Annotated in this window: 17 protein-coding genes; 6 read left to right on the forward strand and 11 right to left on the reverse strand. The window is 42.0% G+C overall.

The window, feature by feature from the left end:
* Positions 1 to 118 precede the first annotated feature (118 nt).
* From VRUMOI_RS11910 to typA, 4 genes are all read right to left on the reverse strand, one after another.
* The gene (locus tag VRUMOI_RS11910) at positions 119 to 1,042 is read right to left on the reverse strand and encodes a bifunctional GNAT family N-acetyltransferase/hotdog fold thioesterase (protein WP_089137706.1); all 924 of its coding nucleotides are present in this window, start codon (positions 1,040 to 1,042) and stop codon (positions 119 to 121) included.
* Positions 1,043 to 1,101: 59 nt separating this feature from the next.
* A complete protein-coding gene (gene dtd, locus VRUMOI_RS11915; protein WP_089137705.1) occupies positions 1,102 to 1,539 on the reverse strand; it encodes a D-aminoacyl-tRNA deacylase in 438 nt (145 codons plus the stop codon).
* Positions 1,536 to 2,411: a virulence factor BrkB family protein gene (locus VRUMOI_RS11920; RefSeq protein WP_089137704.1), complete on the reverse strand. Its 876-nt coding sequence runs from the start codon at positions 2,409 to 2,411 to the stop codon at positions 1,536 to 1,538. Before VRUMOI_RS11920 ends, dtd begins: the two co-directional genes overlap by 4 nt.
* 215 nt (positions 2,412 to 2,626) lie before the next feature.
* Positions 2,627 to 4,456: a translational GTPase TypA gene (gene typA, locus VRUMOI_RS11925; protein ID WP_089137703.1), complete on the reverse strand. Its 1,830-nt coding sequence runs from the start codon at positions 4,454 to 4,456 to the stop codon at positions 2,627 to 2,629.
* A 658-nt stretch (positions 4,457 to 5,114) separates the two neighbouring features.
* Here typA and glnA point away from each other — a divergent pair.
* The 5 genes from glnA (at position 5,115) to VRUMOI_RS11950 (ending at position 12,780) form a co-directional block, all read left to right on the forward strand.
* Complete coding sequence (gene glnA, locus VRUMOI_RS11930; RefSeq protein WP_089137702.1) at positions 5,115 to 6,524, forward strand: glutamate--ammonia ligase; 1,410 nt, start codon at positions 5,115 to 5,117, stop codon at positions 6,522 to 6,524.
* A gap of 154 nt (positions 6,525 to 6,678) precedes the next feature.
* Positions 6,679 to 7,299, forward strand: coding sequence for a DUF4124 domain-containing protein (locus VRUMOI_RS11935; protein WP_231897460.1), 621 nt, complete (start codon positions 6,679 to 6,681; stop codon positions 7,297 to 7,299).
* Between the two features lie 176 nt (positions 7,300 to 7,475).
* Positions 7,476 to 8,561: a nitrogen regulation protein NR(II) gene (gene glnL, locus VRUMOI_RS11940; RefSeq protein WP_408646229.1), complete on the forward strand. Its 1,086-nt coding sequence runs from the start codon at positions 7,476 to 7,478 to the stop codon at positions 8,559 to 8,561.
* A 62-nt stretch (positions 8,562 to 8,623) separates the two neighbouring features.
* Positions 8,624 to 10,036 carry a nitrogen regulation protein NR(I) gene (gene glnG / locus VRUMOI_RS11945; RefSeq protein ID WP_089137700.1) on the forward strand — a complete coding sequence of 471 codons (1,413 nt, stop codon included), beginning with the start codon at positions 8,624 to 8,626 and terminating at the stop codon, positions 10,034 to 10,036.
* 191 nt (positions 10,037 to 10,227) lie between these two features.
* Entirely contained in the window at positions 10,228 to 12,780 is a 2,553-nt protein-coding gene (locus tag VRUMOI_RS11950) for a bifunctional diguanylate cyclase/phosphodiesterase (protein WP_089137699.1), read from the forward strand.
* Between the two features lie 91 nt (positions 12,781 to 12,871).
* Here the strand turns inward: VRUMOI_RS11950 and hemN are convergent, their stop codons facing one another.
* The 5 genes from hemN to VRUMOI_RS11975 form a co-directional block, all read right to left on the reverse strand.
* The gene (gene hemN, locus VRUMOI_RS11955) at positions 12,872 to 14,245 is read right to left on the reverse strand and encodes an oxygen-independent coproporphyrinogen III oxidase (protein WP_231897461.1); all 1,374 of its coding nucleotides are present in this window, start codon (positions 14,243 to 14,245) and stop codon (positions 12,872 to 12,874) included.
* 132 nt (positions 14,246 to 14,377) lie between these two features.
* Entirely contained in the window at positions 14,378 to 14,866 is a 489-nt protein-coding gene (locus tag VRUMOI_RS11960) for a DUF2489 domain-containing protein (protein WP_089137698.1), read from the reverse strand.
* Positions 14,867 to 14,919: 53 nt separating this feature from the next.
* On the reverse strand, positions 14,920 to 15,495 hold the full coding sequence (gene yihI, locus VRUMOI_RS11965; protein ID WP_089137697.1) for a Der GTPase-activating protein YihI: 576 nt from the start codon (positions 15,493 to 15,495) through the stop codon (positions 14,920 to 14,922).
* Positions 15,496 to 15,525: 30 nt separating this feature from the next.
* Entirely contained in the window at positions 15,526 to 16,164 is a 639-nt protein-coding gene (locus VRUMOI_RS11970) for a class I SAM-dependent methyltransferase (RefSeq protein ID WP_089137696.1), read from the reverse strand.
* Between the two features lie 164 nt (positions 16,165 to 16,328).
* Positions 16,329 to 16,946, reverse strand: coding sequence for a c-type cytochrome (locus VRUMOI_RS11975; RefSeq protein WP_089137695.1), 618 nt, complete (start codon positions 16,944 to 16,946; stop codon positions 16,329 to 16,331).
* A gap of 181 nt (positions 16,947 to 17,127) precedes the next feature.
* Here VRUMOI_RS11975 and yihA point away from each other — a divergent pair, with 181 nt between their 5' ends.
* Positions 17,128 to 17,847, forward strand: a complete 720-nt coding sequence (gene yihA / locus VRUMOI_RS11980) for a ribosome biogenesis GTP-binding protein YihA/YsxC (protein WP_231897462.1) — start codon at positions 17,128 to 17,130, stop codon at positions 17,845 to 17,847.
* Between the two features lie 823 nt (positions 17,848 to 18,670).
* On the opposite strand, the gene polA is transcribed toward yihA, so the two are convergent.
* Positions 18,671 to 21,502 carry a DNA polymerase I gene (gene polA, locus VRUMOI_RS11985; protein WP_089137693.1) on the reverse strand — a complete coding sequence of 944 codons (2,832 nt, stop codon included), beginning with the start codon at positions 21,500 to 21,502 and terminating at the stop codon, positions 18,671 to 18,673.
* Positions 21,503 to 22,476: 974 nt separating this feature from the next.
* Positions 22,477 to 23,187, reverse strand: coding sequence for a 7-cyano-7-deazaguanine/7-aminomethyl-7-deazaguanine transporter (locus VRUMOI_RS11990; RefSeq protein ID WP_089137692.1), 711 nt, complete (start codon positions 23,185 to 23,187; stop codon positions 22,477 to 22,479).
* Between the last annotated feature and the right edge of the window lie 335 nt (positions 23,188 to 23,522).

Consider the following 23,522-nt stretch of genomic DNA (forward strand, 5'->3'; position numbering starts at 1 on the left):
CAATCAAGATTGCTAAAATATAAAAGCAAAAAAAAGGCGGTGATCGTTCAACGATCACCGCCTCTTTGTTTTCTATCCGATCGCTTATTTAACGCCATCCGTGGTTTAACAAACCTTGTTATTTTACAACCGGAGCTTCACCTAAAAAGTCGGTCATCAACATATAGGTGCCGGTAAATTCAACTGCCGCCACATCACCACTGTAAACCGTCACTTTTACGATAATTCGGGCACGACGCCCATTAACCAAACGGTCTAAATCGCCACTAATACCATCTAAAGACGTCACCGCAACTGGGCTTTCGGTAACTGGTGCTCGAAAACGGATTTGACTGTCAGCTAAAATAATATCGGCTTCCAAGCCTTTCTCACGCATCAACAACCAAGCCATTCCCCACCCGGTTAATGTGGTCAAGGTAAATAGTGAGCCAGCAAACATGGTTTCATGCGGATTAATATTCGGATTAAGCGGGGCCGAGCATTCAAATTGATAGCCAGTGTATTGGCTAATGCGGATCCCCATCGCGGCACAAATTGGGATTTCTTGTCGCCAACGCTTTTGCAGTTCATCGCACCACTCTGGGCGACGTGACACATTGGCGCTTGCTTTCAAACGCTTCAACATTTGTTGATGTCGAATTGGCCCTCTTTCATCATTTAATTCACCCTGGCTTTCAAAACCATTCTTAGCATAGAAATGAATCGCATCTTCACGAGAGTTACACACTAAGCGCTTAGCGCCTTCTTGCAGCGCATAGGACTCTAAGGCGACAAGAATTAACGAACCTAAGCCTTTGCCTCGATGTTGAGGATGAACCGCCATATAACGTACTTGACCTTCGTTATTAGGGGTCAAATACATACGCCCGACGGCCATAATGCGTCCACGCCCATCGACAATCATACGATGAGCACTCATTTCATCATATTCATCACGCTCAGAACCTTGCGGCTGATGAAATGGCTCACGCAGCATTTGCCAACGGAAATGATAATAATTCTGCAAGTCAGATTCGTTTTTGGGCGTCACTAACTTAAACATGTAAATCCCTTACTATTTAATATTGGTTTACTAGGGTCTGTTGACCTTTCGTTATAATCTTATACTTGTAGCCAGAAGGTCACGGGACCGTCATTGACCAGAGCCACTTTCATATCAGCGGCAAATTGACCATTTTCAGTGCGAATATCGGCTTGACGGCAACAGCCTGAGAAATAGTGATAGAGCCTCTCCGCTTCCTGTGGATCAGCACCTTTAGAAAAACTTGGACGCATACCTTTTTGCGTGTCTGCCGGAAGAGTAAATTGTGATACCACTAAAACCTCGCCTCTTGCCTGCTTCACATTAAGGTTCATTTTCCCTTGGTCATCTTCAAAAATTCGATAACCTAATACCCGCTCGCTCAGACGCTTCGCCTTTGCTTCATCATCGTCTTTCTCTACCCCTAATAGCACCAGTAGACCTTGATTGATTTCACCGACAATCTTTCCATCTACTTTGACACTGGCTTCACTGACTCTTTGGATCAACGCAATCACGAATCGTTCCTTTTACGGCTGAACATTTCTTTTATTTTTTGCAATGGATGATAAGTTTCATCATTATACCAATCCTCTCTTTCCCCAAGACTGGCCGTCACTTCAGCCCCAACCAATACAATGAACCAGCACAAATACACCCATACAAATAAAATCGGTATTGCTGCCAATGCGCCGTAAATCAACTGATAGGATGGAAATGCGGTGATGTACATCGCAAAGCCTTTTTTCGATAATTCAAAGAGTAAGCCGGCAACAAGCGCACCAGTACAAGCATGAAAGAATTTCACTTTAATATTCGGCACAAGCATATACAAGCCGACGAAAGTCGACATTGATAAAATAATCGGCAAAATACGATAAATGCCACTGACGACTTCTTGGCTGATGTATTGCTCTGAAGTGATATAAGAACTGAGCGCTAAACTAGCTCCCATAAATAGAGGTCCTAGAGTTAACACCATCCAATACATGGAAAATGAGTACACCATACGACGCTTGCGTTTTACTCGCCAAATAAAGTTAAGATTTTTATCAATGGTTGAAATCAGCATCATCGCGGTGATAAATACAAACACCCCACCCACTGCCGTCATACTTGAAGTATTAGAAATAAAAGTATTAAGTGCATTCTTTACCGCATCCCCTGCTGCTGGCATAAAGTTTAAGAAAACAAATTCTTGGATTTGCTCGGTAATCCCTTGAAACACCGGAAACTTAGAGAGAGTCGTCACCAGTACAGTCACCAGTGGCACTAAAGATAATAACGAGATATAAGCCATGTAACCGGCATTCACCGCCAATCGATCATGTACGATGCGATCTTTTAGGTACACTAAATAATGGATGAATACGCTGATTGTTTTTTCCATCATCACATCCCTAATGATATTAACTAAGATGGTTTCGTTAAAAAATAAAGTAGTTGAAGGTAAACGCTAAGCTCTAATCTTAAAGTAATTTAAGCACATACCCGACTTTATACGGCGGTCTCTAGAATAATAAAAAAGCCGATGCATTGATAGCATCGGCTTTCATTGTGCATTAACAGCAGAATTTTGCGTTAACGTTTATTGAGTAGTTCGCCTTACTTAGGAGCACGACCTGCACGTTTACGATCGTTTTCCGTTAAGAACTTCTTACGGATACGAATGCTTTCAGGTGTTACTTCTACTAGCTCATCATCATCGATAAACTCAAGCGCTTGCTCTAGTGTGTATTTGATTGCTGGTGATAGTGTTTGCGCTTCATCAGTACCAGATGCACGAACGTTAGTTAGCTGCTTACCTTTCAAACAGTTAACCGTTAAGTCATTTGAACGGTTATGAATACCAATAACTTGGCCTTCATAAACTTCATCAGCGTGCTCAGTAAATAAACGACCACGATCTTGAAGGTTAAATAGTGCGTAAGTTAACGCTTTACCGGTTGCATTAGAAATCAATACACCATTTTGACGTTGACCGATGGTACCACCTTTGTGGTTATCGTAACGATCGAAAGTATGGTAAAGAAGACCAGAACCAGAAGTTAGCGTTAGGAATTCCGTTTGGAAACCAATCAAGCCACGAGAAGGCATATCGAAGTCCATACGTACACGGCCTTTACCATCTGGTGCCATATCGGTTAGCTCACCTTTACGGATACCGATGTTTTCCATGATGCCACCTTGGTGCTCTTCAAGCACGTCGATAGTCACTTTCTCATACGGTTCCATTAACTGGCCATTTTCTTCTTTAATGATAACTTCAGGACGAGATACCGCTAATTCAAAACCTTCACGACGCATGTTTTCGATTAGGATTGAAAGGTGAAGTTCACCACGACCTGATACTTTGAATTTATCTGGATCGTCAGTTTGCTCAACGCGTAATGCTACGTTGTGCACTAATTCTTTTTCTAAACGCTCAAGGATGTTACGTGAAGTCACGAACTTACCTTCTTTACCCGCGAACGGAGAAGTGTTTACTTGGAACGTCATGGTTACTGTTGGCTCATCCACTGAAAGTGGCTTCATTGGCTCAACATTGTTGACATCACAGATGGTGTCAGAAATTTTAAGCTCACCAAGACCCGTAATCGCAATGATGTCGCCAGCGTTAGCTTGTTCAACTTCATGACGCTCAAGACCAAGATAGCCAAGAACCGTACCGACTTTACCGTTACGCTTCTTACCATCGGCACCAACGATAGCAACTTGTTGGTTCGCTTTAACGCTACCACGAGTAACACGACAAACGCCGATAACACCAACATAAGAGTTGTAATCAAGTTGAGACACTTGCATTTGCAATGCGCCATTAATATCAACATTTGGACATTCAACGTTATCAACGATCGCTTGGAATAGGGGTTCCATGTTCTCGCCTGTTTCGCCTTCTTCTAGTGTCGCCCAACCGTTTAGTGCTGATGCGTAAACCACTTGGAAGTCTAACTGTTCATCCGTTGCACCAAGGTTGTCGAATAGGTCGAATACTTGATCCATAACCCAGTCAGGACGAGCGCCAGGACGGTCAATTTTATTGATAACAACGATTGGTTTTAAACCATGTGCGAATGCTTTTTGTGTTACGAAACGCGTTTGAGGCATAGGGCCATCAACCGCATCAACGATAAGTAATACAGAGTCAACCATTGACATGATACGCTCAACTTCACCACCGAAATCGGCGTGTCCTGGGGTATCTACGATGTTGATGCGGAAATCATTCCAGTTAATCGCGGTGTTTTTCGCCAAGATGGTGATGCCACGTTCTTTTTCGATGTCGTTTGAATCCATGACGCGCTCTTCAGCTTCACCACGAGATTCAAGTGTACCCGATTGTTGTAAAAGCTTATCAACCAAGGTTGTTTTACCGTGGTCAACGTGCGCGATAATCGCGATATTTCTTAACTTATCAATCTGTGGAGTAGTCATGGAATTCGATTCACTTATAAAAGACACCCAAGTATTGGGCGAACTTGATTAAAAAAACGGTCGTAAATGTACCAGATTTTAAGAAAAAACCTAGGAATATGTCACATTAGTGGATAAATATTACCCGTAAATGACCATTTTAGTGTAAACCACGTCAAGCAATCTCGCCTAACTGAGATTCTAATCTCAACTTTTCATCGAAAAATAATGAATATAATCAGCTAAATGGCTTAGTTTTTCTCATGTATAAAAGACTTTCCATCCTAGTCGCATCAAGATTCGCTCCCCCCCGCAAGACCAATAAATAAAAAATAATGTGCTTTACGCACCATGCTGTACCAAACCTCACCCTTTTACATTGACAAATCGATCAATTCTCGGCTGAATAGAGGGAGTTATTTAACCGTTTGCATCACAATGGCGCGCACCGCACCAAAACAATGCAATCGAGCACCATTTAAGTGCACAGTAATGCACTTAATTGGAATGAATAGCTTTATCTTTTTGTTTTTTAAGGATTTATTTTTTTGGCACGATTTTGGCTTTATTGAAAGCATCATTGATTATTTTTTAAATCAAGATCGCTGAAAGCTAGATTCATTGGGTTGAATCACTTTTATCGTTCAAACAGTATTAATAACACCGGAGGTTATCCAAGATGTCAGTAGAAAATGTACTCTCTCTGATCACAGAAAACGAAGTTAAATTTGTTGATTTACGCTTTACCGATACCAAAGGTAAAGAGCAACATATTTCTATCCCTGCTCACCAAGTAGATGCTGACTTCTTTGAAGACGGTAAAATGTTCGATGGTTCTTCAGTCGCTGGCTGGAAAGGCATTAACGAATCTGACATGGTCATGATGCCAGATCCATCAAGTGCAGTTCTTGACCCATTCACAGAAGACGCAACGCTAAATATTCGCTGTGACATTCTTGAGCCTGCCACTATGCAAGGCTACGACCGTGATCCACGCTCAATCGCAAAACGTGCTGAAGATTACATGCGTTCAACAGGCATCGCTGATACGGTACTTGTTGGTCCAGAACCTGAGTTCTTCTTATTTGATGACATCAAATACGGTAACGACATCTCTGGCGCATTCTTTAAAATTGACGATGTAGAAGCGGCTTGGAACACAGGTACTTCTTATGAAGAAGGCAACAAAGGTCACCGTCCAGGCGTGAAAGGTGGTTACTTCCCAGTTGCACCAGTCGATTCATCTCAAGATATTCGTTCTGCAATGTGTTTAATCATGGAAGAAATGGGCTTAGTTGTTGAAGCGCATCACCATGAAGTCGCAACAGCGGGTCAAAACGAAATCGCATGTCGTTTCAACACGCTAACTGAAAAAGCTGATGAGATTCAAATCTACAAGTATGTCGTGCATAACGTTGCTCACGCTTACGGCAAAACGGCAACCTTTATGCCTAAGCCACTCGTTGGTGATAATGGTTCTGGTATGCACGTTCACCAATCTCTAGCAAAAGACGGTGTAAACCTATTTGCTGGCGATAAGTACGGCGGCCTATCTGATTTAGCGCTTTACTACATCGGTGGTATCATCAAGCACGCGCGTGCAATCAACGCCTTTGCTAACCCATCAACTAACTCATACAAGCGTCTAGTTCCTGGATTCGAAGCACCAGTTATGCTTGCATACTCTGCACGTAACCGTTCAGCATCGATTCGTATTCCAGTGGTACCAAGCCCGAAAGCGCGTCGTATTGAAGCTCGTTTCCCAGATCCAGCAGCGAACCCATACCTAGCATTTGCGGCATTGCTAATGGCTGGCCTTGACGGTATTAAGAACAAGATCCACCCTGGCGATGCTATGGATAAAGACTTGTACGACCTACCAGCAGAAGAAGCAGCTGAGATTCCAAAAGTAGCAGAATCACTAGAAATCGCTCTAAAAGCACTAGACGAAGACCGTGAGTTCTTAACTTCTGGTGGCGTATTCTCTGATGACTTCATCGATTCTTATATCGCTCTGAAATCAAAAGACGTAGAACGCGTTAACATGGCAACACACCCATTAGAGTTTGAATTATACTACTCGGTATAATCAAAACCGGTTAACCTGATCAGAATTATTCTGTAACGGTGTAAACCAGATAAAAATTTTAGGCTCGCCTCTCAGGTGAGCCTTTTTTTTATTGTGGTCAAATAGCCATCGATTAAGCTATTGATAAGATATTTTCAACAACACGGTACCCATAATGAAACGGATCTTTATATCAGTATTGTTACTTAACCTCATCATGGGCCAATCCGTTCTCGCAGGACAAGTCTACAAATGGACAGACCAAAAAGGTGTCACTCACTTTAGCGATAGCCCGCCCCCAGCCCAAGTAAACACTAAAGAAATGGTCTCGTTGCCAGATATTAAAGCGCCGGCTCCTGAGCCTCAATATGGTGATAGCACTCAAGTTGCCAAACAACCTACTGAGGCCCTACTGAGCTCTACGGATAACTCTAAAAGCAATAACACACCAAACGACACCGAAATAACAAAACAAGATGACTCACCAAAACCGGCCAAAGCTCAGAAAAAAATCACGCTTAAGATTGCCAATCTACAAGACGATCAGACAATCCGCAGTAATCGAGGCTTCATAACAGTGCAAGTTGAGCTCAACAGAAAGCTAAAAATCGGTGAATCTCTACAATTAATGATGGATACGCAACCTTATGGTGCACCTCAAACGCCCTCGTTATGGGAGTTAAACAATATAGACCGAGGAACACACACCTTTTCAGTCAATGTTGTCGAAAGCGGCAAGGTTATTGCATCATCTAATACAATCACAGTGCACCTACATAGAACAACTGTGAAGTAGTAGTATGATCAGCAAAGCAATAAGCCCTTATTCGTCGTAAAAGTAAGCGCTATACTCATGTAACTGCTTAAAACAAAAATAAAAACGTGTATTTTTGTTTGTGCTCAATTTTATCATGCTCCATACTGAAACTTTCAGGTGCACCTTTTTAGTGCAATTAAATGGATTTGAGCGTAATGACTAATCACACCATCCAAAGCGATGATCTTATTGCCACTATTCTTGGCAATATGGTAACGGCAACTTTATTGCTTGATGAAAAATTGACCGTGCATTATGCCAACCCTGCCGCTGAACAATTATTCTCACAAAGTGCCAAACGACTCCTCAACACAGCGTTATCTCAGCTAATACAACATGCCTCTATGGATTTGGCATTATTTACGCAACCATTACAAAGCGGACAAAGCATTACCGACAGTGACGTGACTTTCGTCATTAATGGAAAACCCATGCTACTTGAAGTCACCGCCAGCCCACTTTCTGTCCAATCACAACATGACCAACGCTTAATGCTATTAGTCGAAATTCGTAAAATCGACTCACAACGCCGCTTAAGTCAAGAGCTTAACCAGCACGCTCAACAACAAGCAGCGAAACTATTGGTCAGAGGATTGGCACACGAGATTAAAAACCCACTTGGTGGGCTGAGAGGCGCCGCTCAGCTACTAGGTCGCATGCTGCCCGACCCGAATTTAAACGAGTACACCCAGATCATCATAGAACAAGCGGATCGTCTACGTGCTTTGGTTGATCGACTACTCGGCCCACAAAAGCCGGGTAAAAAAATCCCCGTCAATTTGCATGAAGTACTAGAAAAAGCACGTCAATTGGTCGAGCTAGAATTTGGTAACCAAGTGTTGATCGAGCGAGATTATGATCCGAGCATGCCGAATATCGTGATGGATGCCGATCAGGTTGAGCAAGCATTCTTAAATATCACCAGCAATGCAGCCCAGATTCTAGCGTCACAACCAGATGGCACCATTACGATTAAAACTCGTACCGTCTATCAAGCCAATATTCATGGCCACCGTCATAAGCTCGTGGCTCGCATTGAAATCATAGATAACGGGCCAGGTATTCCAAGTGAATTACAAGATACCTTGTTTTATCCAATGGTCAGCGGGCGAGAAGGCGGAACTGGCTTAGGCTTATCTATTTCACAAAATATTATCGACCAGCATAACGGAAAGATTGATGTTGAAAGCTGGCCAGGGCATACCGTATTTACGATTTATCTACCGATCCAAACGGTTTAAATCCAATAAAGAGTGGCCTCACATGTTGTTTAACTTATCGAACTTGCGCAAGGAATTAGGATATGAGTAAAGGATTTGTATGGGTCGTAGATGACGACAGCTCAATCCGTTGGGTATTAGAAAAAACATTATCATCAGCCAATATCCAATGTGAAACATTCGCCGATGCCGAAAGCGTGTTACTGGCATTAGAGCGAGAGACCCCAGATGTTTTAATCTCAGATATTCGTATGTCAGGTATGGACGGCTTAGCGCTGCTAAAACAAGTGCAAGGAAGTCATCCTGATTTACCCGTGATCATCATGACCGCCCATTCCGATTTAGATGCAGCGGTCAATGCTTATCAAACAGGTGCATTTGAATACTTGCCAAAACCATTTGATATTGATGAAACCCTTACTCTCGTTGAAAGGGCCATTACGCATAGTTATGAACAAAAGCACTCAACAACCAACGAAGAAAGTCTAAAAACCGTGACGCCAGAAATCTTGGGCGAAGCTCCTGCGATGCAAGAAGTGTTTCGTGCAATTGGCCGTTTATCTCGCTCATCAATCTCAGTCTTGATCAATGGCGAATCAGGAACCGGTAAAGAGTTAGTCGCTCACGCTTTACACCGCCATAGCCCTCGTTCTAAAAACCCGTTTATTGCCTTAAATATGGCGGCGATTCCAAAAGATCTTATTGAATCAGAATTATTCGGTCATGAAAAAGGCGCATTTACCGGTGCCAATAGCGTAAGACAAGGACGCTTTGAGCAAGCCAATGGTGGCACTCTATTTTTAGATGAAATCGGCGATATGCCACTAGACATTCAAACCCGTTTATTAAGGGTGCTTGCGGATGGACAGTTTTACCGTGTCGGTGGCCATGCACCAGTCAGTGTAGATGTACGAATCATTGCTGCGACCCATCAAAATTTAGAAAAACTGGTTAACCAAGGTGGCTTCCGAGAAGATCTGTTTCATCGCTTAAATGTCATTCGTGTTCACATTCCAGCATTACGTGAACGTCGCCAAGATATTGAAAAATTGGCATCGCACTTTTTGGGCCGTGCGGCAGATGAACTTGGGGTCGATATGAAGACCTTACATCCAAGTACGGTTGAAACCCTCAATCGATTACCTTGGCCGGGGAATGTTCGCCAACTAGAAAATATCTGCCGTTGGTTAACCGTCATGGCGAGTGGTAGTGAAGTCCTACCAAACGACTTACCTTCAGAGCTTGTCCATGAAAAGCGCACGACCGGTCAAGATGATTCTACAGGATCGTGGCAACAACAGTTGGAATCTTGGGCTCGAGCGGCATTATCTGCAGGGGAATCAGAACTGCTGAATATTGCCCAACCTGAATTTGAGCGTATTTTATTGCAAACAGCGTTAACCCACACGAATGGCCACAAGCAAGATGCCGCTAAGCTATTAGGTTGGGGAAGAAATACTCTGACAAGAAAATTAAAAGAGCTCAATGTCGATTAATTGTTACTAGACTGATGTGTCATATGTTATCAAGATCACATGATACATCAGTCTCTATAATACCGATCGGACAAACTTATATGCATTATTGATGAAGCATGCATAATTGCGTCTTTTCATTAAAAATACCTACAAGATCACCGTTTTTTTATTATAATTGTTCATTGTCTTTTTATTAAACATTGACCTACATGAAAGCCCCTCGCTTAACATTACGAATTGCTATTATTTTACCTCTGACTTTAATTCTCTTCGCAATGAGTGCGGTTATTTTTGTTATTCAATCGATTAGTTACAAAAATACTTTAGAAGACATCAGCAAAAAAGAATTAACGACAATGGCTCAAACCGTGCAAACGAATTTGGGCAACTTTCTGTATCCCTCGTTTATTATTAGCTCAACACTCAGCGAGTCTATTCTTCACCATTTTGATGAGCTTGGTAGCACATCTAAAGATAAAACCCACTTTTTATTCGATGTATATCAAAGTGTTAAAGATAAACTACCACAACTCGACACCCTGAATGTCGGCATCGATAAAACCGGTTACTATTATGGGTTCCGCAGAGAAGGCGATCAGTCTTTATCTCTACTATTAAAAGATGAGACAACGAATGGTGCGTTAATGGTGTTTGATGGCCACACTAGACAAGATAAAATGATATACGAGGTCAAAGATTACAACATGCACCCTCGTCCTTGGTACGCACCAGTGGTCAACGCACGTAAGCAAATGTGGTCTGAACCTTACATCAATAATGATGAGAAACAAGATATTACCCTTTCTGCTCTCACGCCTATTATGCGAGCTAATCAATTGTATGGGGTTATTGCTGCTGATATCAAAATTTCAACGTTTAACCAATTACTCACTGAGCAACAAAATCAGCATAACCGCTCTATTTTCATCTTTGATGCCGATCAGCGACTCATCGCTCAATCCGAATCATCAGATAAACTGAGTGTGCTCAGTGATGATGCACCAAAAACGGAAGTCCATAACCCTCTATCAATTTCAGGCGGTCGCCGTGCCATCTACGCGAGTACCGATCCAGTTATTAATGCTGCCTCCAAAGCTTACTTATCTCAATCGATTGGCGATGACCACTTATTTGAATTTTCTGTCGATAATAAAAAACACTTTGGCTATGTCACTGGCTTTAGCGACCAATATGGACTGAATTGGCATATCGCGATATCCATCCCAGAATCAGAGGTACTTGGAAAGATGTCTAGTCAACAACATATGATGAATATCACCATTATCGTCAGCACCATCATATTATGTTTAGCCGGATTCATTTTCTTAACTCGCGTCACTTCACCGATCACGGAAACGGCAAAAGCTGCACAAAAATTAGCGAAAAAAGAGTGGGACACTCAACTACCGGTCTCAGGTCAAACCTTTGAAACCTACACCTTAGTTAAATCATTTAATGAGATGGCGACCGATCTTCAAACCGCCTTTACCGATTTGCATAAACAGTTAGCATTTGACTCGTTAACTGGCCTTTATAGTCGAGAAGGTTTAATTGAGTCGGTAAGAAGCTACAAAAGAATCGACGGGTTTGTTTTTGTACTTGGTTTTGAAAATTTCCGTAATATCAATGACACTTTGGGCTATCTAACTGGCGATCGCTTATTGATATTAATTGGTGACATGATTACTAATCTCGCTCCTCAACACAGTGTTCAAGCTAGAGTCGGTGGCAGTGAATTCGCAATTATTGCACTCAATATGGATTTACCAGCGAAACAAAAGCTCATTGACTCGATCATCAAAAGCTTTGATAAGCCGATTCGACTAGGAATGGAAAATATTCTTCTAACACCAGCCATTGGTAGCGGCTCAATCAATAGCAACGATGTGGAACAATCACTTCGCCAAGCGAGTATTGCCTTAAGTCATGCAAAAAAGCATCAACGTAAAGATACGACCTATTCAACGGATATTGAAGAAGACTCATTAAAAAGAACACAAACGATCTTACAAATTAACGAAGGCTTAAAAAATCACGAATTTGTGCCTTTCTATCAACCTCTCGTGAATTTAGAAAGCGGTAAGATTATCGGTGCTGAAGCACTTGCTCGTTGGTTATCGCCAACTCAAGGCATGGTTTCGCCCATGCAATTCATTCCAATTGCAGAAGAAACGGGGCTAATTCACCAAGTCGGTTATCAGATTTTATTGCAGTCTTGCCAAGATACCCAGAATGAAATTGATGCTGGTCGTTGGCCTAAAGATTTCCATATGCATGTCAATGTCGCCGTCGATCAACTGGCGTCAGAAAAATTCTTATCAGAACTAAAGCATGTCTTAGATAAAACCAAGTTATCCGCGAATAACCTAACGTTAGAAGTCGTTGAAAGTAATCTGATTGATGACAATCCATTATTACTTGAGAACATTGAAGCGATCAGAGCAATGGGCGTCGGGATTGCTATCGATGATTTTGGCACTGGCTATTCTTCATTAGCTTACCTACAAACCATCCCATTTGATTGTTTGAAAATCGACCGGGTATTTGTCAAAAACTTAAGCAAAGAGAACGGCAATAACTCGATTGCAGCCGCAATTTTATCATTAACGCGCGATATGGATATTGAAGTGGTTGCTGAAGGGATTGAAACACAAGAGCAAGCATACGTTCTATCTAAGCTGAAATGCCAGCAAGTTCAAGGGTTCTTCTATGGCCGTCCTTCTCCACTGCAAGAGTGGGCAACCCGCTTCCCTCTAAAATGATCTTAAATTGGCTTTATCTATCTATATGTCAAATATGAAAAATGCCGCCATTCTTATGAATGACGGCATTTTTTATCTCAATAGATAGAGACTAGATCACTCGAGAAAACTGTTGCTGACGAGCGCGAGTGCGTAAATAGGTATCAAAGCACATACAGATATTACGAATCAATAAGCGGCCTCGTAAAGTCACTGAAATGTGAGAGTCGCTGACCTCAACTAAGTGATCATCAATAAAGGTTTTCAGTAACGCAAGGTCATCTTTAAAGTACTGCTCAAAATTTAGATCGAATTGTTTCTCAATCCAAACCTTGTCTAAAGTAAAGTTACAGATCAGCTGCTTAATCACTTCACGGCGAATCAAATCATCTTGATCGAGTACCACACCGCGCCATAAAGCGTGACGCTTTTCATCAACCTGAGCGTAATACTTTTTCAGCTCTTTTTGGTTTTGCGCGTAGCTATTGCCAACCATTGAGATAGACGACACACCAAAGCCAATCAAGTCACAATCGCCCTGAGTGGTGTAACCTTGGAAATTACGGTGCAATACACCTGCTCGTTGCGCGACCGCCAGTTCATCATCTGGTAGAGCAAAATGGTCCATGCCAATAAATTGATAACTGGCTTCAGTCAGGGTGTTAATTGTGTATTGCAGAATCGCCATTTTTTGCTCAGCGTTCGGCATATGCTCTTCTTTCAACTTCGCTTGTGCGGCAAACAGTTGTGGCATGTGGGCATAATTGAAAATAGATAAACGCCCAGGTTTCATGGCTAACACTTTTTCTAGCGTATGTGAGAAGGTCGCCAGTGTCTGTTTCGGTAAGCCATAAATTAAATCAAGGTTAGTGGAACGGAAGCCCAACTCTTTCGCTCTTGCGACCATCGCAACAATGAAATCTTCATCTTGTTCACGGTTGACCAACTGTTGAACTTCTTTATCAAAATCTTGCACACCAATACTCAGGCGGTTAAAGCCCTCTTCACGTAAATGATCAAGCATATCCAGCTCAATTTCACGCGGATCGACTTCAATACTGATTTCAGCATCTTCAGTAAAGGTGAACTCGCTACGTAGAGCCGTCATAATACGCGTCATTTGGATTTTAGTGAGGAACGTTGGCGTACCGCCACCAAAATGCAATTGGCTTACCTGACGCTGCTGGATAAGCGGTGCTCGCTCGCGGATTTCCTGAATGAGGACCTGCAAGTAATCATCGGCTTTATGCTGATGGCGAGTAATCACTTTATTACAACCGCAGTAGTAACAAAGCTTATGGCAAAATGGAATATGGATGTAGAGCGACAATGGCCGTTCAGGGTAATCAGCACAAGCCATGTCTAAATCAGAAATGGTAAAAGCTTCATGAAATTCAACCGCAGTTGGATAGGAAGTATAACGAGGACCAGAGTAGTTATACTTCTCTAGCATTGCTTGGTCCCACACTATTTGTTCTTTTGACATCATGACTTCCACTTATTATTTCAATAATACACGCACTGAATATATTTAGATTACTTAAACTTTAGGTTATCAATACCGTTTGTTGCTCAATATTCATATACCTATAAAGGCTAAAACCAAGCTTAGTTTGTTCTACATCATTTTAATTGGAATTTGGTTATTTAGCGGTGCGATTCGAGCTTTTAACAAAGAAAGCTCAGCAATCACCGACTCGGTTAAACGAGACTCGGCTTTTTGGCGCGCTAAGTTCTGCTTCATTCGCTCTTGTTTCACAAGGTTTTGGCGCTCTTCACCACGAGCCATATTTTTAACCACTTCATACAATTCATAAATCGCAGGGTAGTCTTGAGCAAAATCAACACGATCATCGCCTTGCACGTAATCCATGATGCAATACACACGAATCACGATTTCAGATAAATCACATTGCTCGTGAATACCCGCCATACATAAGGTATTCACATTCTCAAAGATATTCGCGTTACGCTTTTCAATTGCCCTTTGTTGTTGAATCTCAATCAATTGCTTTTGCTTTTTAATTTTGATCAGCAAAAAACCAGCATAGCTGGCTAAAGCAATAATAATGATGGCTCCAACAATGGCTAACAATACGATCAGCATAACTTTCCTTCCGCTAGATGTGCCCCAACCAGCATTCAATCAGGGCGCTTCATTTATTTAAAATCGTTTAAATCTAAGTCTTCAAATTGTGATAATAAATCGTCATCAGAAGCAGGCTTTTTCGTCTTTTTGGCGACCGGTTTATCTTCCGCCATTTCGTCTTCAGGCTCAGATTCTAACATGTCATCTTCATCAAAAATGCCAAGTTGCTTCATTAAAGCTTCTAAACGATCCAGTTTCTGATCAACATAAGTCTGCAAACCTGCGCCCAATTTTTCGCCATTGTCTAAGCGGTCGATCAACACATTCAATTGAGGATCGTTTTGGATCGCTTCAAGCTCTTGCTCTGCATTAAGCTTACGTTGCTGCTTCGACGGTTTTGCTTTCGCTTCAACAACCAAAGGAATAGGCTTCTTACTACCATGACGAGGATCTTTAGAGCTCCCCTGAGTACGTTGATTATGCGCACCTGAACCATCTGAATGACGGCTACCGGTTTTTAAACCTTTGCGTTTGTTCAGACGTTTGCGTAAACGACCTTCGACATCCGATTCTGAGCGATTACGAGTAACAATCACTTCTTCAGAGCCAGTTGAACCTGGTTTTCTAGACTTTTTCTTACGAGACATTATTTTTTCCTATTTTAAGGCCGAAATAGATTACTCAGCCTTTTTCAGTAACATGACATCATTACCGATAAATTCAAGCTGAAGCTGGTCGCGACGCGCCAAGAACTCAAAAGTTTCCCGGCTAAAAAACACCACATGCGTGGGATCATGTCGATAATGCCAACTTGCAAATGCATCCACATCCTTCACTAACTTTGTCATCACGCCAAGCCAGCCACCCGGCTTTAACATATCAAGCCATTGTTGCCATACGAGGTTCGGGCTAAAAAGATGTTCAATCACTTCTGTTGCCGTCACAAAGTCATACTTTTGATGTAGAACCTGTTTATTAGGGTAATAGTAAAGATCATACAACGCCACTTGATGCCCTTGTTCTTCAAGCATCATCGAGAGTGCTGGACCGGGCCCACACCCAAAATCTAAACCTTGAGAGTGCGGAGCAATACGTTGTAATAATGGATCCGCCATTCGCGATAAAAAGCGACGGTAACCCTGATCTTGAGGGTCATTTTCATGCAAATCATACACCGCTTTTTCAGCTTCAGCATCTACACGCTGATCTGGGTTTACAAATACCAAAACACATTGTTGGCACTGTAAATACTGACGGCGGATATCCTCATAATAAATATCCGTTTGGCTGCTTTGGCACAATGGACAGGTATGCATAAAATCACCCCCTTAGATTAAGGATGCGCAACATACCAGAAATGGCGGTTAGAGTGGAGTTTTATTAAGCAATATTACTAAAGATTTTTTGCCTGAAAAGCCAAAAACCCTCAATTTATTTCGACAAATTGAGGGTTTCTGTTTTGACGATTTGGATTGCAAACTTAGTGTAATCCGCCGATGTACTTAGACAAAGTATCTATCTCTTCATCGGTCAGATGTTTAGAGACATCTTGCATCATCGCGTTCATATCATTTGAACGATCGCCAGAGCGGAATTTTTCTAATTGAGCTTTAATATAATCAGGCTGCTGTCCTGAAATTTTCGGGAAGCCACCAAGCTCCATACCGTCTCCACGAGGGCCATGACAAGCAGCACAAGCCGTTAGGCCTTTTTCTGCATCACCAGCAAAATACAAAGCTTTGCCTTTTTCTACCACATTTTCAGGGGTTGAACCTTCGGATTGTGGTAAAGAAGCGTAATAAGCGGAAAGATCCGAAATGTCTTCATCAGTCAGTGGCATCGCCATGGCACTCATAACAGGATCATAGCGACCTTGCTTACCACCACTGCTCATACCCAGTTTCAGGTCATGCAACTGCTTTTCTAAATACTTAACATGTTGACCGGCCAACTTAGGATATTGAGCCACTAGACTATTACCATCCGCACCATGACAAGCAGCACAAGTTGCAGATTTTTCTTTACCTGCATCAATATTACCTTGTGCCCATGCTGAGCAACTGGCAACTAAACTAATAAGGAGGACTAATTTTTTCATGACATTCCATTTATAATTATTCAGCTTCCACTACCACGATACGTCAACGTTCATGGTACACTATGTCCAAGATCACTTGGTGTACGCATATTGAGTCTTAGCTAGACAAGTAAACCAATTGTACACAATTATACATAAAAGCAATCATTCCTCTACAAAAGTGGAGATGGAGTTAACAAATATGGAAAAAATCCATTATCAAAATACCCACTTTATTACGAGTGCCCCAGATATTCGCCATCTTCCTGAAGACGAAGGCATTGAAGTTGCTTTTGCTGGCCGATCTAATGCCGGTAAATCGAGTGCATTAAACCGATTAACCAATCAGAAAAACCTGGCGAAAACCAGTAAAACACCGGGTCGTACTCAGCTAATAAACTTATTTAAAGTGACAGAAAATTGTCACATCGTTGATCTTCCTGGCTATGGTTTTGCACAGGTACCGGTTGAACTGAAAAAGAAATGGCAGAAGTCATTAGGTGAATATTTACAAAAACGCGAATGCCTAAAGGGTTTAGTGGTACTGATGGATATTCGCCATCCGATGAAAGATCTCGATCAGCAATTAATTTACTGGGCAGTAGAAGTCAATATTCCGGTTCAAGTTCTCCTAACCAAAGCCGATAAATTGAAACAAGGTCCACGCAAAGCACAGCTATTAAAAATCCGTGAAGCTTCCATGGCGTTTTGTGGTGATGTTCAAGTTGATGTCTTCTCTTCTTTAAAAGGGCTTGGCGTTGACCAATTACGTAATAAACTCGATTCATGGTTCGCTCCAGCCTTAATGAGCGAAGAGATGATTGAACAGTTACATCGCGAAGAGCTTGCTACTGAATTTGCCGCTGAAGATGATGTCATCATTACGAACCCTGAAATTCAGGATGATGTAAGCAAAGGCTAACCTTAACCAACCTCATATAGCACGAAAGCAGCCAAAGAAAACTGAGGCTGCTTTTTTATATCTCAAATTTATTGATTCACTAAAAAGTACACCTACTCACCTAATAAAAGAAATCCCCAAAAGCATGGCGGCCAGTGGGGAAAATGGGAGAGAAATGGAGGTTTTCTTTTTATGGTTTAAGCATTAACCAAGCACTTCAAAAACACAAGAAAGCACAATTTAATCATTATTGCTGGACATTGAATCCTGCCACAACGCCCCCATCAACGACCAGTTTTCATTGATATTACAAATGAATTACGAAGCAATTCACAATCTTGTTTTCATCAGTAAATTAAACCTACGATTCACGCTGAATACTGGTGATTTATTCTGTTATTTTACTACAAAATGAATTTTACTCTGAAAAGAATCAAATCAGGAATGATGAGCTAGAATCTGATTAAAGAAGAGTTGAGAGCCTCAACAAGATAGGAACAGAGGGAACAATTAAAATAACAATTATATTCAATAAGTTACCGTGATTTACTTTTCCTTTCGCACAAGAAAAAACGCCCCAGTCAAAAACTGACTGGGGCGGCTGAAACAGCCTAATCCAATAACGTGAAACAAAAGGTCTAAAAGATAGAACATCTTACCTCTGTACCCTACGCCTCTTAATCTACCGGAAATGATACTCAGATCAAGTTTTTTCTGTACTAAATTTTCACCTTTTTTGTAAAAACTACCAATTTTCAAATAAAATCAAAACTTTATTTCGGATAAAAAAAAGCCACCTCGTGAGGTGGCTCATAAAAACAAATGTAAATGAAACAGCCAAGTCTTAGTGAGCTTGATCCCAGTTGTCTCCATGGCCAAATTCCGCCACTAATGGCACATTTAAGCTCGCCGCTGACTCCATTAATTCCTGTATTTTTATTTCAATACGTTCTAATTCGCTTTCTTTGACTTCAAACACCAATTCATCGTGTACTTGCATCAACAGTTTCACCTCACCATTACCTTCGGCTTGGATCCACTGATCAACAATCAGCATGGCTTTCTTAATGATGTCTGCCGCTGTACCTTGCATTGGCGCATTGATCGCCGCACGTTCTGCGCCCTTACGACGCATACCGTTGCTTGATTTGATTTCTGGCAAGTGCAAACGACGCCCAAATAAGGTTTCAACGTAACCCTGTTCTGTCGCTTTTGAGCGAGTATCTTCCATATACTGCATTACGCCAGGGTAACGTTCGAAATACACATCCATATATTGCTGGGCTTCACCACGAGGAATACCAAGTTGTTTAGCGAGACCAAAGGCGCTCATGCCGTAAATCAAACCAAAGTTAATCGCTTTAGCGCGGCGACGCTGTTCAGAGGTCACTTGTTCAATACTGCCCCCCATCACTTCCGCGGCGGTCGCTGAGTGAATGTCTTTACCTTGGGCAAAAGCATCCAATAACGCTTGATCGCCCGATAAGTGCGCCATGATGCGTAATTCAATTTGTGAGTAATCGACTGCTAAAATCTTCCAGCCATGTGGCGCAACAAACGCTTGGCGAATCCGGCGACCTTCTTCATTACGGATTGGAATGTTTTGTAAGTTAGGATCGGTTGATGATAAACGTCCAGTCGCGGTGACCGCTTGGTGATACGAAGTATGCACTCGTCCAGTTTGCGGGTTGATCATCTTCGGCAGTTTATCGGTATAAGTCGATTTCAATTTCGCTAAGCCACGGTTTTCTAAAATCAGCTTAGGTAATGGGTAATCTAACGCAAGCTCTTGCAGCACTTCTTCATTGGTTGATGGCGCGCCTGAAGCGGTTTTCTTCACCACTGGCAAGCCCATCTTTTCAAACAGAATCGCTTGTAATTGTTTTGGGGAGTTTAGGTTGAATTCTTGCTCTGCTAGCTCAAAGGCTTTGGTTTTTAGCTCTTCAAGGCGAGTTTCCAACTCTTTCGATTGCGCATTCAGCAGCATGTCATCAATCATCACACCGGTGCGTTCAATGCGTGAAATGACCGGTACTAAAGGCACTTCGATATCTTGATAGATAGATTTCAAACCCGCATCTTGCTCTAAAGCGGCTTGCAAGCGGTTATGCAAACGCAGTGTCACATCAGCATCTTCAGCAGCGTAAGGCCCAGCCTCTTCAATATCAAGTTGATTGAACGTCAGTTGATTTTTGCCCTTCCCTGCCAGCGATTCAAAAGAAATACAGTTATGCTGCAGAAAACGGAATGCGAGGCTGTCCATATCATGCTTACCGCCCACGCTGTTAAACACGTAAGAAGCTAACATGGTGTCAAAACGAATGCCTTTCATCTCTATATCATAACGCGCTAATACGCTGGCATCGTATTTCAGATTCTGGCCGACTTTGGCTTGTCCATCATCTTCAAGAATCGGTTTAAGTTGCTCAAGTACCCAAGCGCGATCCAGTTGCGCTGGCGCATCAAGGTAATCATGCGCCACTGGCACATATGCAGCCTCGCCTTCAGCAACCGCAAAAGACAAACCAATTAAATTGGCTTCCATGTAATTCAAACTGTCGGTTTCGGTATCGAAAGCAAATACATCGGATGCTTTTAATTTGTCTAGCCAAGCGAGGAATACTTCTTTCTCAAAAATGATTTCATACTGGCTACGATCGATATTGGCAGGGCTCATATCCACTTCAAGTGCATCCGCGGTGGTCGCGGATTTGGTTGCGGTTTGAGTCGCGCCACCACGTTGTTCCGCTTTCACCTGTGCCAATCCGTCTACGGCGGCGATTTTACCGTCGCCACCTTCCAATAATTCGTTTAACCAAGATTTGAACGTCAGCTCACCAAACAATCGAATTAATTCATCTTTATTTGGCTCGGCTTTACAAAGATCTTGCGGCTGACAATCGAGATCCACATCCAGTTTGATCGTCGCCAACAGGTAAGAAAGATCAGCGTTTTCTTTATTCTCTAGCAGCTTCTTCGCCATGGTTTTCGAACCACGAAAAGAAAGATCGGCGATCTTATCTAAATTTTGATAAATGGTTTCTAAACTGCCTAACCCTTGTAATAGAGCGACCGCGGTTTTCTCACCGACACCCGGTACACCAGGAATGTTATCGACTTTATCGCCCATTAAAGCGAGATAATCGATGATAAGCTCTGGCGGTAAACCAAACTTTTCAATTACGCCTTCCCTGTCCATCACAACATTGGTCATGGTGTTAATAAGGGTAACGTTATCATCCACCAGCTGAGCCATATCTTTATCACCCGTGCTGATTAACACTGGCATGCCCTGTTTGGAAGCCTGTGAAGACAAGGTACCAATCACATCATCAGCCTCAACACCCGGCACACAAATCAGCGGCAGCCCCATTGCTCGAATAATATTATGCAAAGGTTCAATTTGATCGCGTAGCTCTTGCGGCATCGACGGTCGGTTCGCTTTATATTCAGAGTACATGTCATCGCGGAAAGTTTTTCCTTTGGCATCAAATACCACAGCAATGCGTTCAGAAGAAAACTGCTTCATCATACTGCGCAGCATGTTAACTACACCGTACACAGCATTAGTTTGAATATTGCCATTGTTCATACTTTCAGGATAAGCGTGAAAGGCTCGATATAAATAAGAAGATCCATCAATAAGAATCAATGAGTTGTCAGCGATTGTTGCCATAGTGTCTAGTACCCAAGCTGGTGAGAAACATACGATCCGCTTAGAATGCCACGTCTCGCTTTATGAATCTATTCCTATGTCGGAAACACGGCTGCATCACCTGTGGATAACTTTGTTGTTAACTTTTCTAATAAGATTTCAATAAAATCAAGATCATTCTCGAAAAATAATTTTAATTAATTAAAAACAATAACTTAAATTAAATTAGATCATAATGGGATTAAAAGCATTGAAAGGATCTTTTGTGGAAAACAATTAATCACAGTGGATCCTATGTTAATTGATAATAATAAAGATAGTTAAAGCAGCAACACTAAACGATAGGCAAAAAGAAAGCGACACCGAATGGATGTCGCTTAGCAAAAATGGTTAGATGTCATACTTGATGCACCTACCACGAAAGCTGGTACCAATGATTGTAATAATTAACTCATTACTGGAGTTGGTACAAAATACACTGGAAGCAATGTGAGCAATGTCGTGTCTTAAAGAAGCCAAGAATCTCATGCTGCTGCATTTGATTCTCTTTTCCCTTTCGACGTAGTTAATAATAATCATTCTCATTAAATGATCAACCCCTAAATGAGAAAAAATATCATTTAATTTTTAAAAAAGTAAACCAATAAAGCTAATTGATTGATATTTAAATCACTTTTTATTTTGAGATAAAGAGGAATTATATCGTTACTCGGGGCTCGGGCGCTACGCTGCTCGTAGCTCGAAAAAGAAAAGAGGTTTCTAGCTACGAGCGCCTAGTCTAGGAAAAGAAGAAGCTGAGTTGCTCGGTATTTTTAGCTGTGGCACAAAGACATCATAAAAAATCGTCATCCTGAAAAGCGACGTAGGAGCGTAGTTCAGGATCTCCAATCACTATAGGAGATTCCAAACAGCTCGTCCCTCACTTTTGGAATGACGGTGTTAAATGTATCACCCTCGATAAACGAACAGCGGAGCGCCCGAGCGACCAGTCACGCTTACGCATTCACTTCTTGTTGAGAGGAAACGTCAGCTACCGTGGTGAGCTTTTTCATTAAGTAATTAAGTAGTACACCATACATAGGCACAAACAAACCTAGGCTAATAATCAATTTCACACTGTAATCAACCAACGCAATTTCGGTCCAATGTTCCGCCATAAATGGATCGCTGCTCATATAAAAAGCAATTGAGAAGAAGGCGATGGTATCAAGTGCATTACCAAATAATGTTGAACAGGTTGGTGCAACCCACCACTGCTTAAGCTGACGTAAGCGATTAAAAACGTGTACATCCATAATCTGACCAAGCAAGTACGCCATAAAGCTGGCAATCGCAATACGGGCAACAAACAGGTTAAACACCCCCAGTTGAGCCATTCCTTGGAACTTGCCTTCAAAGAACATCACCGATAATACATAAGAAATCGCCAGTGCGGGCAACATCACCCAAAAGATGATTTTACGTGCCATACCTGCGCCAAATATACGTACCGTGAGATCGGTGGCTAGGAAAATAAACGGGAAAGTGAATGCGCCCCAAGTGGTGTGCAAACCAAAAATAGTAAAAGGAATTTGGACCAAGTAATTACTGGATGCAATCACCACCAAATGAAAGATAACCAACCAAAACAGGGCTTTATTTTGCTGTTGATCAGTATATTGAACAGACGAGAACGCCGCCTGCGAAGCAGATTTTAAACGAGTCATATTGTGACCTTTTTTTAATATATGGGGGCGAGGGAACCCATAATTGCAAATGAATAATGTTCAGTATTTGACTATTTAGTCAGATATTTAGGCGAGCGATTATACAGAAATGATCATCCACTTCAACTGTTCGTTTTTCAAACAATGGTTTGTTTACCCGGTCTCGGGTCTCGGGTCTCGGGTCTCGGGTCTCGGGTCTCGGGTCTCGGGTCTCGGAAGAATGTTTTACCCGCATACAAAGAAAATCAAGGCTCTTTTTATCACTGACCATTTCCGCCCCTAGAGACGAGTAACGATAAGCGAAGCGTGTCTAGCAGCGAAGCGAGCCGCCCTTA

The organism is Vibrio rumoiensis, assembly GCF_002218045.2.
Lineage (GTDB): Bacteria > Pseudomonadota > Gammaproteobacteria > Enterobacterales > Vibrionaceae > Vibrio > Vibrio rumoiensis.